Below are 15791 nucleotides of genomic sequence, written 5' to 3'. Positions count from 1 at the left end.
GGGGATCATGCGACTGCTGCACACTTCCGACTGGCATCTCGGCCGGGCGTTCCACCGGGTGAACATGCTCGGTGCCCAGGCCGGATTCATCGGTCACCTCGTCGAGACCGTGCGCGAGCGCGGTGTCGACGCCGTGGTCGTGTCGGGAGACGTGTACGACCGGGCGGTGCCCCCGCTCGCCGCCGTCGAGCTGTTCGACGACGCCCTGCACCGCCTCGCCGCCCTCGGCGTGCCCACGGTGATGATCTCCGGGAACCACGACTCCGCCCGGCGCCTCGGGGTGGGCGCCGGGCTCATCGACCGGGCCGGCATCCACCTGCGCACCGACCCGGCGGGATGCGGGACCCCCGTGGTGCTGGAGGACGCGCACGGGGAGGTGGCCTTCTACGGGCTGCCCTATCTCGAACCGGCGCTCGTGAGGGCCGAGTTCGGGATCGACAAGGCCGGCCACGAGGCCGTGCTCGCCGCCGCGATGGACCGGGTCCGCGCCGACCTCGCCACGCGCGCGCGGGGCACCCGATCCGTCGTCCTCGCGCACGCCTTCGTCACCGGCGGCGAGCAGAGCGACAGCGAGCGGGACATCACCGTCGGCGGGGTCGCCGCCGTCCCCTCCGGTGTCTTCGACGGCGTCGACTACGTGGCGCTCGGGCACCTGCACGGCTGCCAGACCCTCACCGAGCGCGTCCGCTACTCCGGCTCGCCGCTGCCCTACTCCTTCTCCGAGGCCGCGCACCGCAAGAGCGTGTGGCTCGTCGACCTGGACGCCGACGGCTCGGTCACCGCCGAGCGCGTCGACTGCCCGGTGCCCCGCCCGCTCGCCCGGCTGCGCGGCACCCTGGAGGAACTGCTCGCCGACCCGGAGCTGACCCGGCACGAGGAGGCGTGGGTCGAGGCGACCCTCACCGACCCGGTCCGCCCGGCCGACCCCATGGCCCGGCTCGCCGAGCGCTTCCCGCACACCCTGAGCCTCGTCTTCGACCCCGAGCGGGCCCCGGACGACCCGGCCGTGTCCTACGCCCGGCGTCTGGCAGGCCGCAGCGACCAGCAGATCGCCGAGGACTTCGTGCGGCACGTGCGCGGCGCCGGCCCCGACGACCGCGAGCAGACCGTGCTGCGGGACGCCTTCGACGCCGTGCGCGCGGACGAGGCCGTCCAGGAGGTGGCCCGGTGAGGCTGCACCGGCTGGACATCACCGCCTTCGGTCCCTTCGGCGCAGCGCAGAGCGTCGACTTCGACGACCTGTCCGCCGCCGGGCTCTTCCTGCTGCACGGACCGACCGGCGCCGGCAAGACCTCCGTCCTGGACGCCGTGTGCTACGCGCTGTACGGCTCGGTCCCGGGCGCCCGGCAGAGCGGCCAGGGCATGACCCTGCGCAGCGACCACGCCGCCGCCGGCACGCGCACCGAGGTGCGCCTCGACCTCACCGTGGCCGGACGGCGGCTGGAGGTCACCCGGCAGCCGCCCTGGGAGCGGCCGAAGCTGCGGGGCAGGGGGACCACCGTCGACAAGGCCCAGACCTGGCTGCGCGAGTACGACGCGGGCGCCGGGACCTGGAAGGACCTCAGCCGCTCCCACCAGGAGATCGGCGAGGAGATCACGCAGCTCCTCGGCATGAGCCGCGAGCAGTTCTGCCAGGTCGTGCTGCTGCCCCAGGGAGACTTCGCACGTTTCCTGCGCGCCGACGCCGAGGCGCGCGGCAAGCTCCTCGGGCGGCTCTTCGACACCCGGCGCTTCGCCGAGGTCGAGAAACGCCTCACCGAGCGGCGCCGCGCCACCGAGGCGCGGGTACGCGAGGGGGACGCCGCGCTGCTGGCCGACGCCCACCGGATGCAGCAGGCCGCCGGCGACACCATGGACCTGCCGGAACTGGCACCGGGCGAGCCGGGCCTGGCCGAGGCCGTCCTCACCGCCGCCGCCGTCGCCCGCTCCACCGCCCGGGAGCTGCTGGCCGTCGCCGACTGCCGGCTCACGGCCGCCGAGTCCGCCCAGGCAGCCGCCGAGCGCGCCCTGGCCGACGTACGGGAACGGGACCGGTTGCAGCGGCGGTACGCCGAGGCGCGGGAGCGTGCCGCGCGGCTGGCGGAGCGGGCCGACGCCCACCGCGCGGCACAGGAGCGCATGGAGCGGGCCCGCAAGGCCGAAGCGGTCACCCCCGCACTGGAGTTGCGGGACGCCGCCGACACCGACCACCGGCGGGCGACGACCGCCGAGGCACACGCGCGTGCCGCGCTGCCCCAGACCCTCGCGGACGCCGGGGCCGCCTCACTCGCCGCCGCCGCGCGCCGCGCCGCCGAGGAACTGGGCGGCCTGGAGTCGGCCCGCCGGGCCGAACGGCGCCTGGCCGAGCTGGTCGAGGAGCGCGCGCGCCTGGACCGCCAGGAACACGCCGACGAGGACGTCCTGCACGAGGCGGAGACCTGGCTCGCCGACTGGGAGACGACCCGCACCGCACTGCGGGCCGGCGTCGAGACCGCGCAGGAGGCCGCGACCCGCGCCGAGCAGCTCGCCGTACAGCGGGACCCGGCGCGGCGGCGGCTGGCCGCGGCCCGGCAGCGGGACCGGTCCGCCGTGGACGTGGAAGAGGCCCGGCGGCACGCCCTCGACGCGGCCGAGCACGCCGCCGGGGCCCGCACCCACTGGCTCGACCTCAAGGAGCAGCGGCTGAGCGGCATCGCCGCCGAACTCGCCGCCCACCTCACCGACGGCGAACCCTGCGCGGTGTGCGGCGCGACCGAGCATCCCGCCCCCGCCCGCAAGGTCGCCGGGCACGTCGACCGCGAGGCGGAGGAACGCGCCCTCGCCGCCTACCAGGACGCCGACGAGCGGCGCGCCGCGGCCGAACGACGCCTGGGCGCCGTACGGGAGACGCTGGCCGCCGCCACGGCGGAGGCGGGGGACGCCCCCACCGCCCGGCTGGCCGAGGAGGCCGAGGAACTGGAGCGGCGGTACGCGCGGGCCCGGGCGGACGCCTCCGCACTGCACGCCGCGCAGGAGCGGCTGCGCCTGGCGGAGCAGGAACGCGAGCAGCGCGTCGCCGCCCGGCAGCAGGCCGCCGTCCGGGCCGCCTCCCGGGTCGCCGGCCGTGAGCGGCTGGAGAGCGAACGGGCCGCGCTGGAGGAGGAGCTGACCCGTGCGCGCGGCACCGCCGACACCGTGACGGCGCGGGCCCGGCAACTGGAACGCCGGGCGGCGCTGCTGACGGAGGCGGCCGAGACCGCGCGGCTCGCCGAGGACACCGCCCAGCGGCTCAAGGACGCCGACGCCCGACTCGCCGACGCCGCCTTCCGCGCCGGCTTCGACACCCCGCGGGAGGCCGCCGCCGCGCTGCTCGACGACGACGCCCACCGGGACCTGCAACGACGGCTCGACGCCTGGGAGACGGAGGAGGCCGCCGTCCGCGCGGTGCTCGCCGAGGCCGACACCGCCGACGCGGCCCGGCGCCCGCCCGCCGACCTCGCCGCGGCGGAACGCACGGCCGCCGACGCGGGCCGGCGGCTGCGTGAGGCATCCTCGGCACGCGACGCCGCCGCCCGGCGCTGCGCCGAGCTGGACGGGCTGTCCGCGCGCGCCACCACCTCCGTGCGCCGGCTGGCCCCGGTGCGTGAGGAGCACGACCGCGTCGCCCGCCTCGCCACCCTCGCCGCGGGCACCTCCGCCGACAACGAACGCCGGATGCGCCTGGAGTCGTACGTGCTGGCGGCCCGCCTGGAACAGGTCGCCGCCGCCGCGACCGCGCGGCTGCGGCGCATGTCGTCGGGCCGCTACACCCTCGTCCACTCCGACGACCGGACCGGGCGCGGACGCAGCGGCCTCGGCCTGCACGTCGTCGACGCCTGGACCGGCCGGGAGCGGGACACGGCCACGCTGTCCGGAGGCGAGACGTTCTTCGCCTCGCTGGCCCTCGCGCTCGGTCTCGCCGACGTCGTCACGGACGAGGCCGGCGGTGTCCGCCTGGACACCCTCTTCATCGACGAGGGCTTCGGCAGCCTCGACGACCAGACCCTCGACGAAGTGCTCGACGTCCTCGACTCCCTGCGCGAGAGGGACCGCAGCGTCGGCATCGTCAGCCATGTCCCCGACCTGCGGCGGCGGATCCACGCCCAACTGGAGGTCGTCAAGGGGCGGACGGGGTCGGTACTGCGGCAGCGGGGCGCCGGCTGAGCGTTGCCGGCCGAACGGTATCGGCCGAGCGGTCCCGGCGGGCCTCAGCGGCCCAGGGGCCGGCGGGGGAGCGGCGAGGAGTAGACGACGCTGGTGGTGACCGACCCCAGGGCGCTGATCCGCCCCGAGACCTGTTCCAGGTGCCGCATGGAACGGGCCGCGACCTTGATGACGAAGCAGTCGTCGCCCGTGACGTGGTGCGCCTCCAGGATCTCGGGAGTCACCGCCACCAGGTCGTGGAACGGCTTGTAGTTGGCGACCGGGTAGCGCAGCCGCACGAAGGCCAGGATCGGCATCCCCAGCCGCTCCGGGTCGACGACCGCCGCGTACCCCTGGATGATCCCGGCCTCCTCCAGCCGCCGCACGCGCTCGGTCACCGCGCTCGCGGACATCGAGACGGTACGCGCCAGGTCGGCGAAGCTCGCCCGCCCGTTGCGCTGGAGGGCGTCGAGGATGAGCCAGTCGGTGGCGTCCGGGGAATACGCGGTCATCCAGGATGGATAGCAGGGAAATCCCGGCAGAACAAATCCGGTGCCGGGGAAGGCCCCTTCTGGGGACGGGCTCGCGACCGTAGATTTCTGCCAGAAGATCCCTTCGGGGTCCCTGAGAGGAAAGGCCCGGCCATGACCGCCGTCACGACCACGAACCCCGTCCTGCGCGTCGCCCCCGCGCCGCCCGCCGAGGCCGCCGCGTACTTCCGCGCGAGCCTCGCCTTCCACACCGACGTGTCCGACGTCGCCGCCGCGCTCGCGGGCGGCGGCGACCCGGGGTTCGTCCTCGTGGACATCCGCTCCACCGCCTCCTGGGACCAGGGCCACGTCCCCGGCGCCGTCCACCTGCCCACCGACCTCGTCCCCGAGCAGGCGCGCCGGTTCCTCGACCCGGCGGTGCCGGTCGTGACGTACTGCTGGGGCCCCGCCTGCAACGGCGCCACGCGCGCCGCCCTCGCCCTCGCCGAACTCGGCTACCGGGTCAAGGAGATGCTCGGCGGCTTCGAGTACTGGGCTCGGGAGGGCTTCGCGTACGAGACGGCGGACGGCACCGAGCATCCCGCGGCCGACCCCCTGACCGTCCCCGTGGACGCGGCCGACTGCGGCTGCTGAACCGCGTGCAGGTGCCGGCCGGCGTGCCCGCCGCGCTCGACACCGCCGAGTGGGAGCCCGAGGTGTCCTGGCGCGTGCCCGGCCCCGTGCTCCGGCCGAGGTCCGCCCCGGGCCGGAGACCTGGCTGGACTTCGTACGACTGCGGCGGCTCGCGGTCCGGTGGCCGGCCCGGAGGGTCCCGTGGTGGCGGAGTGATATCCGAGTGCGGCGTGGCGGCCGGGCGGCCATCATGGGTGCCCATGCCACGACTTCCGCACCCCGCACCCGAGGAACTGCGCCGCGACCCCCTGCCCCTGCGCGGGCGGACGGCCCTCGTCACCGGCGCCAGCCGGCGCGGCGGCATCGGCCACGCGGTGGCCCGGCGGCTCGCCGCGTACGGGGCGAGCGTCTACCTGCACCATCACGTCCCGCACGACGCCGCGATGCCCTGGGGCGCCGACCGGACCGAGGACGTGGTCGCCTCCGTGCGCTCGGCGCTCGGCGACCCGGAGGCCACCGTGCTCGCGGGTCCCGGCGACCTCGGGGATCCTGCCGCCCCCGGCGAGCTGATCGCCACCGCCGCCGAAGCGCTCGGCGGGCGGCTGGACATCCTCGTCGCCAACCACGCCCTCAGCGGCGGCGACGGCACCCTCGACACGATCGACGCCGCCATGCTCGACGCGCACTGGCGGGTCGACACCCGCTCGGTCCTGCTGCTCGTCCAGGCGTACGCCCGGCTGCGCGCCGCGCTGCCGCCCCGCACGCCCGGCGGACGCGTCGTGATGATGACCTCCGGGCAGGACATCGCCGGCGGCATGCCCGGCGAGATCGCGTACGCGCTGCAGAAGGGCGCGCTCGCCTCCATCACACGCTCCCTGTCGACGGCCCTCGCCGAGCACGCGGTCACCGTGAACGCCGTCAACCCCGGGCCCGTGGACACCGACTACATGACCGGCGCCGACTACGACGCCGTCGCCGCGCTCTTCCCCGCCGGACGGTGGGGCATGCCCGACGACCCGGCCCGCCTCGTCGCGTGGCTGGCCACGGACGAGGCGGAGTGGATCACCGGCCAGGTCGTCGACTCGGAGGGCGGGTTCAGGCGGTGACCCCGCCTCAGAGCCGGGACAGCTCGTCCACCAGGTCGTCCAGGCCCAGCGAGCCCTGGGAGAGGGCCGCCATGTGCCAGGCCTTGGCGTCGAAGGCGTCACCGTGCCGCCTGCGGGCGTTCTCCCGGCCCAGCAGCCACGCCCGCTCACCGAGCTTGTAGCCGATCGCCTGGCCCGGGATGGTGAGGTACCGGGTCAGCTCGCTCTCCACGAAGTCCGCCGGACGGCTGCTGTGCGCGCCGAAGAACTCCTGCGCCAGTTCGGGCGTCCAGCGCTCGCCCGGGTGGAACGGCGAGTCCGCCGGGATCTCCAGCTCCAGGTGCATGCCGATGTCCACGATGACCCGGGCGGCCCGCATCATCTGCGCGTCCAGGTAGCCGAGCCGCTCCTCCGCGTCGGTGAGGAAGCCCAGCTCGTCCATCAGCCGCTCCGCGTACAGCGCCCAGCCCTCGGCGTTGGCGCTGACCATGCCGACCGACGCCTGGTAGCGCGAGAGGTCCTCGGCGACGTGCGCCCACTGGGCGAGCTGGAGGTGATGGCCCGGGACGCCCTCGTGGTACCAGGTCGACACCAGGTCGTAGACCGGGAAGCGGGTCAGGCCCATCGTCGGAAGCCAGGTGCGGCCGGGGCGGGAGAAGTCCTCCGACGGGGGCGTGTAGTAGGGGGCCGCCGCGCTGCCGGGCGGAGCGATCCGCGACTCCACCTTCCGCACCCGCTCGGCGAGTTCGAAGTGCGTGCCGTCCAGCGCCTCGATCGCCCGGTCCATCAGGCCCTGGAGCCAGTCGCGGACCTCGTCCACGCCCTCGATGTGCTTGCCGTGCTCGTCCAGGTGCGCCAGCGCCACCCACGGCGTCTCGGCGCCCGGCAGGATCTTCTCCGCCTCCTGCCGCATCTCGGCGAGCAGGCGGTGGTACTCGGCCCAGCCGTACGCGTACGCCTCGTCCAGGTCCAGGTCCGTGCCGTTGTAGTAACGGGACCAGCGGGCGTAGCGCTCGCGGCCCACCGTGTCCGGGGCGCCCTCGATCGCCGGCGCGTACACGTCGCGCATCCAGTCCCGCAGCTCCACCACGGCGGCACTCGCGCCCCGGGCCGCCTCGTCCAGCTCCGCGCGCAGCGCGTCGGGGCCGGCGGACGCGAAGTCCTCGAACCAGCCGCGGCCCTCACCCGTGTCCGCCCACTCGCCGAGCTGCTCGACGAAGGTGGCGGTCGGGCGCGGCGACGCGTACAGCTTGCGCTCCAGGCCGAGCGCCAGGGACTCGCGGTAGCCCGCGAGCGCCGCCGGCACCGCGCGCAGCCGCTCGGCGATCCGTGCCCAGTCCTCGTCCGTCGCCGCCGGCGTCACCGTGAAGACCTCGCGCACCGCGTGCACGGCGGTACCCATGTTGCCGACCGAGCGCAGGCCCTCCTCCGCCTCGTGCACGGCGAGTTCGGCGGTCAGGCGCTCGCGCAGCAGCCGGGCGCAGCGCCGCTCCACGTCACTGTCCCCGCCGGGCCGGCGCTCCGCCTCGTCCAGCCGGGTCAGCGTGGTCCGCGCCAGCTCCGCGAGGGCCTCCTGCCCCGCGGGTGAGAAGTCGGGCAGACGGCTGGAACTCTCCTCCACACCGAGGAACGTACCGGTGACCGGGTCGAGGGCGATGAGTTCGTCGACGTAGGCGTCGGCGACCTCGCGGGGCAGCGGGCTCTTGGTCTGTGACATGCGGACATCCTCGTACGGATGCCGGTGCCGCGTCAGCCCGCTTCGTCCGGCCCGGTACGGCGGGCGGCCGGATTTCGCTCAGGGCGTGGCCGGGGGCCCGGCGGGCGGCGCTGGGGGCGACGTGGCGGGCGGCAGCAGGGGGCCGCACTCCCACTGCTGGAAGATCAGCCGCGTCTCGACGCGGGCCACCTCCCGCCGGGACGTGAACTCGTCCAGGACCAGCCGCTGCAGATCCGTCATGTCCGCGACCGCGACATGGACCAGGTAGTCGTCCGGGCCGGTGAGATGGAAGACGGTGCGCGACTCCGGCAGCGCCCGGATCCGCTCCACGAACGGGCCGACCAGTTCCCGCCGGTGCGGTCGCACCTGCACCGACAGCAGCGCCTGGAGGCCGCGCCCGAGCCGGGCCGGGTCCAGCTCGAGACGATGGCCGAGGATCACACCCGCCCGCCGCAGCCGGGTCACCCGGTCCAGGCAGGTCGACGGGGCGACCCCGACCTGGGCGGCGAGATCGCGGTAGGTGGTCCGGGCGTCGTTCTGCAGCAGCCGCAGCAGATGCAGGTCCACCGGATCCAGTACGACGGATTCGGCCATGCGCCGAACGTAACACGGGCCCCGGCCGCGTCGGCCCGGCCGGTGTTCACTCTTCGGGCCATGGACTCCGCGCGCACGCACACGTCACCGTCCGACGACGGACGCCCCACCCCACCCGCGGGCAGGGCACTGGCCACCGAGGCCGTGCACGCCGGCCGCGACGATCTCGCCGGCCAGGGACTGCACGCCCCGCCCATCGACCTGTCCACGACCTACCCGTCGTACGACAGCCGCGGCGAGGCCGCCCGCATCGACGCGTTCGCCACCACCGGCGCCGACCCGGACGGCCCACCGGTCTACGGCCGCCTCGGTAACCCGACCGTCGCCCGCTTCGAGACCGCGCTGGCCCGGCTGGAGGGCACCGAGGCCGCGGTCGCCTTCGCCAGCGGGATGGCCGCGCTCAGCGCCGTCCTGCTGGTCCGCGGCTCGATGGGGCTGCGGCACGTGGTCGCCGTACGGCCCCTGTACGGCTGCAGCGACCACCTGCTGACCGCCGGACTGCTCGGGTCCGAGGTCACCTGGACCGACCCGGCGGGCATCGCGGACGCGCTGCGCCCGGACACCGGGCTGGTGCTGGTCGAGTCACCGGCCAACCCGACGCTCGCCGAGGTCGACCTGCGGGCCGTCGCCCACGCCTGCGGATCGGTGCCGCTGCTCGTGGACAACACCTTCGCCACCCCCGTCCTCCAGCGGCCGGCCGAGGACGGCGCGCGGCTGGTACTGCACAGCGCCACCAAGTACCTCGGCGGGCACGGGGACGTGCTGGCCGGAGTGGTGGCCTGTGACGAGGAGTTCGCGGGGCGGCTGCGGCAGGTCCGCTTCGCCACGGGCGGTGTGCTGCACCCGCTGGCCGGCTACCTCCTGCTGCGCGGGCTGTCGACGCTGCCCGTGCGGGTGCGGGCCGCCTCCGCGAACGCCGCCGTACTCGTCGAGCGGCTCGCCGCCGACCCGCGCGTCGCCCGCGTGCACTATCCGCGGATCGGCGGCGCGATGGTCTCCTTCGAGGTCCACGGCGACCCGCACGACGTGATCGGGCGGGTCCGCCTGATCACCCCGGCCGTGAGTCTCGGCAGCGTCGACACGCTGATCCAGCACCCGGCGTCCATCAGCCACCGCATCGTGGACGCCGACGACCGGCGGGGCGCCGGGGTCGGCGACCGGCTGCTGCGGCTGTCGGTCGGCCTGGAGGACGTCGACGACCTGTGGGCCGACCTGGACCGTGCGCTGGGGGAGCGGGCCGCCGAGGCGATCCCGCTGCGGGAGGCGCTGGCGCGGGCCGAGTGAGCCGAGTGAGCGGACCGCACCGGGTGGCCTCCGGGGGGCAGGTGCCGGCCGTGCCGGCCTTCATGCACCGGCCGGCCGTGCCTCGCCGTGCCGTCCGTCGGCTCACTCCCTGCCGATCCGCTCCCCGTGCGGCAGCCCCGCCGCCGCACGGGCCGCCGGGTCCAGGCGGGCCGTGACGACCAGGGTCCCTTCCTCGATCTGGTAGTCGAGGGGGAGGCCCAGGCCGCGCATCGCCGCGATCATGCCGGTGTTGGACGCCTGGGTCACGGCGTACACGCTCTCGCAGCCCGTCTCCGCCGCCATCGCCACCAGTCGGCCCAGGAGTTCGCCGCCGATGCCCCGGCGCTGCCACGCGTCCTCGACGAGCAGCGCGACCTCCGTCTCGTCCCCGTCCCACAGCAGGTGCCCCAGCCCGACGATCCGCCCCGAGGCCGTCTGCACGGCGAGGGTGCGGCCGAAGCGCGGGCTGAGCAGGTGGTTCAGGTACCGGTCGGCGTCGCCGACCGGGCCGTGGTACCGCAGGCCGAGCGTGCGCGCCGAGCACCGCTCGTGCATCGCCTTCGCCGCCGGGACGTCACGCGGGTGGGCCCGGCGGACCGTGATGTCGCTGCCCTCGGGGAGCGTCAGGACGTCCCGGCCGCGCGGGACGCGCGGACCGAGCCGGGCGTCCAGCTCGACCAGCGCCCGCGCCCGCGCGAACTCCGCCGGGGTGAACGGCAGATACGGCCGCTCCACGCTGATCACGCCGCCTTCCGGCGCGCGCAGCCGCAGCACGGTGTCCTCCAGCACGCCCTCCGGCGGCACGTCCCGCGCCGTGCGTGCGCCGACGGCGGCGGGCAGCGACCGGATGGTGCACCGGCCGAGCAACTGCCGCAGGGCCAGCGGGAGTTCCGCCGTGTCCAGCGCGGTGCGCGCCGCCAGACCCAGGACTCGGGTCGGCGCGTCCACCAGATCGTGGGCGTCCGCCCGCTCGGTCCAGGTGTCCATGCCGCCGGCCGCCGACACCACGCCGGCCAGCTCGGACCCCGTCAGCTCACCCGGGGCGCGGAGCAGGAACTCGTCCACCGTGCCCTCGGCCAGCGGGTGTGTCTGGAGGCTCAGGATGTCGACCCGCCGGTCGGCGAGGGCCGCGCAGAGCACGGCCAGCGACCCCGGCGCGTCCCGCACCGTCGTCCGCATCCGCCACAGCGCGCTGTCCCCGGCCTCGGCGCGGGCGTCGGCGCCGGTCGCGGAACCGGTCGCGGAACCGGCGGTGGTGCCGGTGGCGGAACCGGTCGCCGAACCGGCGGTGGTGCCGGCTTCCGTTCCCGCTCCCGGGGCCGCCTTGCCGCCGCGGTCGCGCTGCCCGGCCCACCGTGTGACGGACGGCGGCCGGGCGCCGGTATCGTCCGCCGGCGGTGCGTGCCCGTGGCGCCGTGACCACCAGGTGTGGAAGCCCGCCGTGGCGAGCAGGGCGGCCACCGAGGCCAGCAGCATCGCGGGCACCCCCGGACCGTGCTCGGCGAGGACCGCCACGGCATCCGTCACATCAGACATGTCTCGACTCATGCACCCACTGTGAAGGAACGGTGTTGCGTGATCACGAACGCTCTGTGACCGATGGGTAAAGAAGGCTTCCCGGACATTTGTTGCTTTTTCTATCAGGGTGACGTCAGGCCGCGGCCACCTCCTGGTTCAGCGCGGTCCGCAGCCGCCCGGCCTGGGTGACCAGCCGTGAGGAGCCGCGCCGGTCCGCCACCCCCGACAGATGCGGCAACTCCCCCCGGGCGCCCGTCCGCTCGGCGCACTCCGCCGCCACGGCCAGCAGCTCACCGAGCCCGCGCGTCGAGAAGGCCGCCGTGCCGGTGGCGAGGTCGGCGAGCAGGACGGGCAGCGCCTGGCGGAGCACACCCCAGATGGTGGCGTTCGCCCCCGTCGCCGCCGCCGTCCGCACGGCGTCGGCGAGCCGCACCGGCTTCACCGCCCCGCGCCGCACCAACTGGCCCAGGTCCGCGCCGAGCCGGTCGGTGTCGAGTCCGCCGCGGGCCGCCAGCACCAGCAGGGCGTCCACGGCGGCGAGCCGGTCCTCCGCGTGCCGGGCCCCGAGCCCGTACGCCACGCACAGATGAACGGCCTCGCCCGCCTCACCGTCCGCCTCGGCGAGGTACGGCAGTACGGCGGCGGCTCCCCGTTCGTCGTCCACGGCCACCGTGGACAGGTCCCGCAGCAGGCGCGCGGCCACCAGCTCCGGCCGTTCGGGAAGCAGCGCGAGCCAGTGCTGCCGCATCCCGCCGTTCCAGTGGTCGCAGTACCAGTGCCCCCGGTACACGCTCACCGGGGACCCCAACTGCCGCAGTCCGTCCGGAAGGCCGTCCCGCAGCGCCGGCACCTCGTCGAGCTCCACGAGGACGCGGGTGTTCGTGGTCCGCCGGGAGACGGGCGGACCTGTCTCCTCGGAGGTCAGCCAGCGCCCGAGCCGCTCCCCTTCCCGCGTGCCCAGCGCGGACGCGCGCCGGGCCGCCGCCACGGCCGACGCGCCCTCGCCCCGCCGCACGCGCAGCAGCGCCTGCCCGAAGTCCACCGCCGAGACCCGGGCGCCCAGGCGCCGGTAGGCGTCCAGCCGGTCCACCAGCTCGTCGGCGTCCAGCAGGCCCGTGCCCCAGGTGGGCGTGGCCAGCAGGAACGGCTGCGGATCGGTACGCAGCCGGTGCGCCACCTCCCATACGCGGGCCGAGAAGGACCGGGCCAGAGCGCTGTGCACACAGCCGTGGCCCGCCGCACCGTCGTCGACGATCCGGCTCGGTCCGGTGGTGCGCACCCTTCCCCGCAGGGTGGCGAGCAGCAGGTCGAAGGCGCTCGCGCCGTCGCGCAGCTCGCGGTGGCCGTCGAAGTAGTCGCCGTAGCCGACGTGGTCGCCCTGGTGACGGCCGTGGAACAGGTCCTCGGCGGCCCACCAGCGGCGGGCGATCACCGGTTCGAGCGCCGCCAGCAGGGTGTCACGGCTCCGGTGGGCGTGCCGGACCAGCCCGTCCAGCGCCCGCTCGAACGTGGCCACGTCGCCGCCGGACGCCAGCAAGGCGCTGATCTCCTCGGCGAGTTCGTCCGCCGACTCGGGCGCGGGTGCCACGCGCACCGGCTCCGGCGGAGGAGGCAGCACCTCCTCGTGGACCGAGGGCTCCGCCGTCGCGGGGAGCGCGCCCAGTGACCGGACCGCTCGGGCCCGCAGGGCGGGAATCAAGTGTGCCGCCAGGTCGGCCAGTTCGTCGCGGACGGCGGCGGTGGTGACCTTGCCTGCGTGGCGCTCGACCAGCTTCAGGGCCCGCTCCTGCACGTCGGAGTCCTCGTGCCCGAACGCCTGTGCCGCGGCCGGGAGCAGGTCGTCGGCGGTGGTCGCGTCCCGTGCCAGCACCTTGCCCAGCAGGACGAGCTGGGCGCGCACGAGCTTCTTCTCCGGGCGGAAGAGCACCGCCTCGGTCGCCTCCGCCAGCTGTCGCGGTGGCAGGGCTCGGTCCAGGGCCAGCGCGGCCAGCACCGACTGGGCGTGGGACGCCACCGCGGGCCCCGCGTCCGAGGCGAGCGCCGTCCAGTCGGCGGTGCGCTGCCGCTCCTCTTCCCGGGTGGGGGCCAGATCGCGCAGCACGCGCAGGAACACCCTCAGTTCGGCGGGTGCGCCACCGCGCAGCAACCGTGCCACACAGGCGTCGATCATGGTCTTCCGGTCGAGGACGCCCTCGGCGGTCAGCTGTGCCAGGGCCCTGGTCCAGCTGTCCGGTCCGTCGCCGGCGAGCCGGCCCAGCCGGACGCCGATGCCGTCGACGCGGAACACGGCGGCGACCAGCTCCGGCAGGTGCGGGTCCCGGCGCAGGCGGTCGCGGACCGTGCCGCCGCGCTGCCAGGTGCCCCCGATGTGGTTCAGCCAGCCCTGGACGTACGCCTCCGTCGTCGGGACCGGGCAACCGGACAGCCGCACGAGGCCGGCCATCAGCTCGTAGGAGACGTTGGACGCGGGTGGGCGCTGGGCGAGCCGCCGCACCACGTCGGCCAGCCAGCCGGGATCCCGGTCGCCCAGGACGTGCAGCAGGAGCGCCGGTGACGCCTGCGACCAGCGCATGTCCACGGCCGCGAGCCAGTTCGTCACGGCCGCCGCGCCGGTCTGGCACGCCGCTCCCGCCGCGTGCAGGGCGGGATGTGCCCGCCGGGACTCCGCGGACCAGCGAGCCGACCTCAGCTCCCCCCGGACCTCCTTCAGCCCCGGGAAGCAGGCGCGCCGTTCGGCGTCCGTCATGCCGTCGAGCAGCGACACGACATCGGACGTGCGCCCCGCTCGCACCGCCCCCACCAGCACACTCGCCGTGGCCGCCGTGGCCGCCGTGGCCGCCGTGGCCGCCGTGGCCGCCGTGGCTGTCGCGGTCGTCGCGGTCATCGTGCGCCCCCGTCGTGCCGAACCGTCCCCCGCGCCGCCGCGGTGCCCCGCCGTGCCATCCGTACCGCCAGCGCGTGCTTGCACGGCCCGCGCCCGCCCCGGTACCTGGCCCACCACAGGCAGCTGCACGAGAGCACCCCCGCCTCGTCACGCACCCGGTGCGCGTGCCCGTCCTCGGCCGTCACCGTCCCGATCGCACCGTCCAGCGCCACCGAACCCGCGGCCAGCAGGGCGCGCGCCGAGCGCAGCCGGGGATTGTGCCGCTCCACCCGCTCGGCGTCGTAGGGCAGTTCCCGGTGGAAGTACGCGGCCTCCGCCGTGTCGTACCCGACGCGCCCCGACGTGCCGAGTCGGACCAGGGCCGCCCGCACCCGCTGCGCGGTCAGGCCGGAGGAGCCGGCCAGGTCGGCGATGTCGATCCGGGGCTCCCAGGCCAGGAGGACCGAGATCAGTTCGGCGTCCGCGCCGGCCTCGTCGGTGGCGAGCGCGTCGAGGACGCCGCCCTCGCCGGAGAACCCGCGAGCGGCGTCGGGGGAGAGGGTGAGGGTGAGGCGCATCCCCGGCAGCAGCACCTCCCAGGCGGACGCCGTGGCGGCGGTGCCGGACGCGACCACGGGCCCGTACACCCGCAGGGACGTGGCGTGCCGCAGCACCCGCTGGAGCGCGACGAGCCGCTCCGGGCCGGGCAGGCAGACCGCGCCGGGCACCGCCCGGGTCGTCGGGCGCAGCGTGTGCCCGGACGGCACGACCCACCGGGGACCCGCGGCCCCGCTCCTGCCGCCGCGGGGCAGCGAGCGCAGGAAACGGACCGCCTCGCCGGCCTCCAGCTCGGCCCGCAGGTCGAAGCCGGACGCGATGACCTGGGCCTCGGCGAAGCCGCGCAGCCACCGGTCCGGCAGCGGCACCTTCTTCTCCACGACCGGGCCGTCCAGGGTGGTCACGGCCAGCTCCTCGGGGCCCACCCGCAGGTGGAGCGGGTCGTCCGCGCCGATTCGGGACAGGGACTCGCGCAGCGGGTCGTTGACGTCGACGTTCGTCGTACCATGCCCGACCTCGCCGCCGTCGAGGCCGGCCTCCAGCACGTCCAGCCGTGCGTACACGCCGCCGCAGCCGGAGAACGACTCGAAGCGCAGCCGGTCGCCGTTGCCCGTCACCACCGGGTCCAGCGAGGCCCGCAGCTGGGGCTGGTAGTACCGGGCGGCGGCCACGTCGGCCACCGCGAGCAGCGCCGCGGACGCGGGCCGGGGCGAGGTCAGGAAGCCCTCGAAGAACCGCGGGTGGTCCACCGCGCCGACGGGCGTCGCCCCCTGGGAGGTCTCCAGCCCGAGCCGCTGTGCGCCCGCTGCGGATTCCAGCACGGAGGGTCGTCGATAGGCCACGGCCTGCACAGATCGCGTCATGGGAAAAACCGTAGAGGCGACCACTGACAATCGGCCTGACCTGCGCAATCACCCCCGAACGGCGGG

11 protein-coding genes are annotated in these 15791 nt (G+C 75.6%); 5 read left to right on the top strand and 6 right to left on the bottom strand.

What is annotated here, in order from left to right; genetic code table 11:
• The first annotated feature begins 7 nt into the window (after nucleotides 1-7).
• Both ACFIF2_RS11275 and ACFIF2_RS11270 read left to right on the top strand, forming a co-directional pair.
• Complete coding sequence (locus ACFIF2_RS11275; protein ID WP_395572424.1) at nucleotides 8-1171, top strand: exonuclease SbcCD subunit D; 1164 nt, start codon at nucleotides 8-10, stop codon at nucleotides 1169-1171.
• Entirely contained in the window at nucleotides 1168-4161 is a 2994-nt protein-coding gene (locus ACFIF2_RS11270) for an AAA family ATPase (protein WP_395572423.1), read from the top strand. Before ACFIF2_RS11275 ends, ACFIF2_RS11270 begins: the two co-directional genes overlap by 4 nt.
• A gap of 44 nt (nucleotides 4162-4205) precedes the next feature.
• Here ACFIF2_RS11270 and ACFIF2_RS11265 read toward each other — a convergent pair whose 3' ends face one another.
• Nucleotides 4206-4652: an Lrp/AsnC family transcriptional regulator gene (locus ACFIF2_RS11265; protein WP_395572422.1), complete on the bottom strand. Its 447-nt coding sequence runs from the start codon at nucleotides 4650-4652 to the stop codon at nucleotides 4206-4208.
• A 132-nt stretch (nucleotides 4653-4784) separates the two neighbouring features.
• On the opposite strand from ACFIF2_RS11265, the gene ACFIF2_RS11260 reads away from it, so the two are divergent.
• Nucleotides 4785-5264 carry a rhodanese-like domain-containing protein gene (locus ACFIF2_RS11260; protein WP_395572421.1) on the top strand — a complete coding sequence of 160 codons (480 nt, stop codon included), beginning with the start codon at nucleotides 4785-4787 and terminating at the stop codon, nucleotides 5262-5264.
• A gap of 239 nt (nucleotides 5265-5503) precedes the next feature.
• A complete protein-coding gene (locus ACFIF2_RS11255) occupies nucleotides 5504-6349 on the top strand; it encodes an SDR family oxidoreductase (RefSeq protein WP_395572420.1) in 846 nt (281 codons plus the stop codon).
• Nucleotides 6350-6356: 7 nt separating this feature from the next.
• Here the strand turns inward: ACFIF2_RS11255 and ACFIF2_RS11250 are convergent, their stop codons facing one another.
• Both ACFIF2_RS11250 and ACFIF2_RS11245 read right to left on the bottom strand, forming a co-directional pair.
• Nucleotides 6357-8045, bottom strand: coding sequence for a DUF885 domain-containing protein (locus tag ACFIF2_RS11250; RefSeq protein WP_395572419.1), 1689 nt, complete (start codon nucleotides 8043-8045; stop codon nucleotides 6357-6359).
• A 78-nt stretch (nucleotides 8046-8123) separates the two neighbouring features.
• Nucleotides 8124-8639 (bottom strand): Lrp/AsnC family transcriptional regulator, encoded by a 516-nt coding sequence (locus ACFIF2_RS11245; RefSeq protein WP_395572418.1) that lies wholly within the window; start codon nucleotides 8637-8639, stop codon nucleotides 8124-8126.
• Between the two features lie 60 nt (nucleotides 8640-8699).
• Here ACFIF2_RS11245 and ACFIF2_RS11240 point away from each other — a divergent pair, with 60 nt between their 5' ends.
• Nucleotides 8700-9923, top strand: coding sequence for a trans-sulfuration enzyme family protein (locus tag ACFIF2_RS11240; RefSeq protein ID WP_395572417.1), 1224 nt, complete (start codon nucleotides 8700-8702; stop codon nucleotides 9921-9923).
• Between the two features lie 102 nt (nucleotides 9924-10025).
• Here the strand turns inward: ACFIF2_RS11240 and ACFIF2_RS11235 are convergent, their stop codons facing one another.
• The 3 genes from ACFIF2_RS11235 to ACFIF2_RS11225 all read right to left on the bottom strand — a co-directional run bounded on the left by ACFIF2_RS11235 (nucleotide 10026) and on the right by ACFIF2_RS11225 (nucleotide 15725).
• Nucleotides 10026-11459, bottom strand: coding sequence for a GNAT family N-acetyltransferase (locus ACFIF2_RS11235; protein ID WP_395572416.1), 1434 nt, complete (start codon nucleotides 11457-11459; stop codon nucleotides 10026-10028).
• A 115-nt stretch (nucleotides 11460-11574) separates the two neighbouring features.
• Nucleotides 11575-14325 (bottom strand): DUF6493 family protein, encoded by a 2751-nt coding sequence (locus ACFIF2_RS11230; RefSeq protein ID WP_395572415.1) that lies wholly within the window; start codon nucleotides 14323-14325, stop codon nucleotides 11575-11577.
• Nucleotides 14322-15725 (bottom strand): SWIM zinc finger family protein, encoded by a 1404-nt coding sequence (locus ACFIF2_RS11225; protein WP_395572414.1) that lies wholly within the window; start codon nucleotides 15723-15725, stop codon nucleotides 14322-14324. Before ACFIF2_RS11225 ends, ACFIF2_RS11230 begins: the two co-directional genes overlap by 4 nt.
• Between the last annotated feature and the right edge of the window lie 66 nt (nucleotides 15726-15791).

Origin of the sequence: Streptomyces sp. BK79, from assembly GCF_044142145.1 — a bacterium.
GTDB lineage: Bacteria > Actinomycetota > Actinomycetes > Streptomycetales > Streptomycetaceae > Streptomyces.
This window is presented reverse-complemented; position numbering and strand designations above follow the sequence as displayed.

Excerpts from the sequence above, each read along its gene's own strand:
- ACFIF2_RS11275 (WP_395572424.1), top strand. The coding sequence starts at position 8 with ATGCGACTGCTGCACACTTCCGACTGGCATCTCGGCCGGGCGTTCCAC.
- ACFIF2_RS11235 (WP_395572416.1), bottom strand. The coding sequence starts at position 11,459 with ATGTCTGATGTGACGGATGCCGTGGCGGTCCTCGCCGAGCACGGTCCG.
- ACFIF2_RS11225 (WP_395572414.1), bottom strand. The coding sequence starts at position 15,725 with ATGACGCGATCTGTGCAGGCCGTGGCCTATCGACGACCCTCCGTGCTG.
- ACFIF2_RS11260 (WP_395572421.1), top strand. The coding sequence starts at position 4,785 with ATGACCGCCGTCACGACCACGAACCCCGTCCTGCGCGTCGCCCCCGCG.
- ACFIF2_RS11250 (WP_395572419.1), bottom strand. The coding sequence starts at position 8,045 with ATGTCACAGACCAAGAGCCCGCTGCCCCGCGAGGTCGCCGACGCCTAC.
- ACFIF2_RS11265 (WP_395572422.1), bottom strand. The coding sequence starts at position 4,652 with ATGACCGCGTATTCCCCGGACGCCACCGACTGGCTCATCCTCGACGCC.
- ACFIF2_RS11230 (WP_395572415.1), bottom strand. The coding sequence starts at position 14,325 with ATGACCGCGACGACCGCGACAGCCACGGCGGCCACGGCGGCCACGGCG.
- ACFIF2_RS11245 (WP_395572418.1), bottom strand. The coding sequence starts at position 8,639 with ATGGCCGAATCCGTCGTACTGGATCCGGTGGACCTGCATCTGCTGCGG.
- ACFIF2_RS11255 (WP_395572420.1), top strand. The coding sequence starts at position 5,504 with ATGCCACGACTTCCGCACCCCGCACCCGAGGAACTGCGCCGCGACCCC.
- ACFIF2_RS11240 (WP_395572417.1), top strand. The coding sequence starts at position 8,700 with ATGGACTCCGCGCGCACGCACACGTCACCGTCCGACGACGGACGCCCC.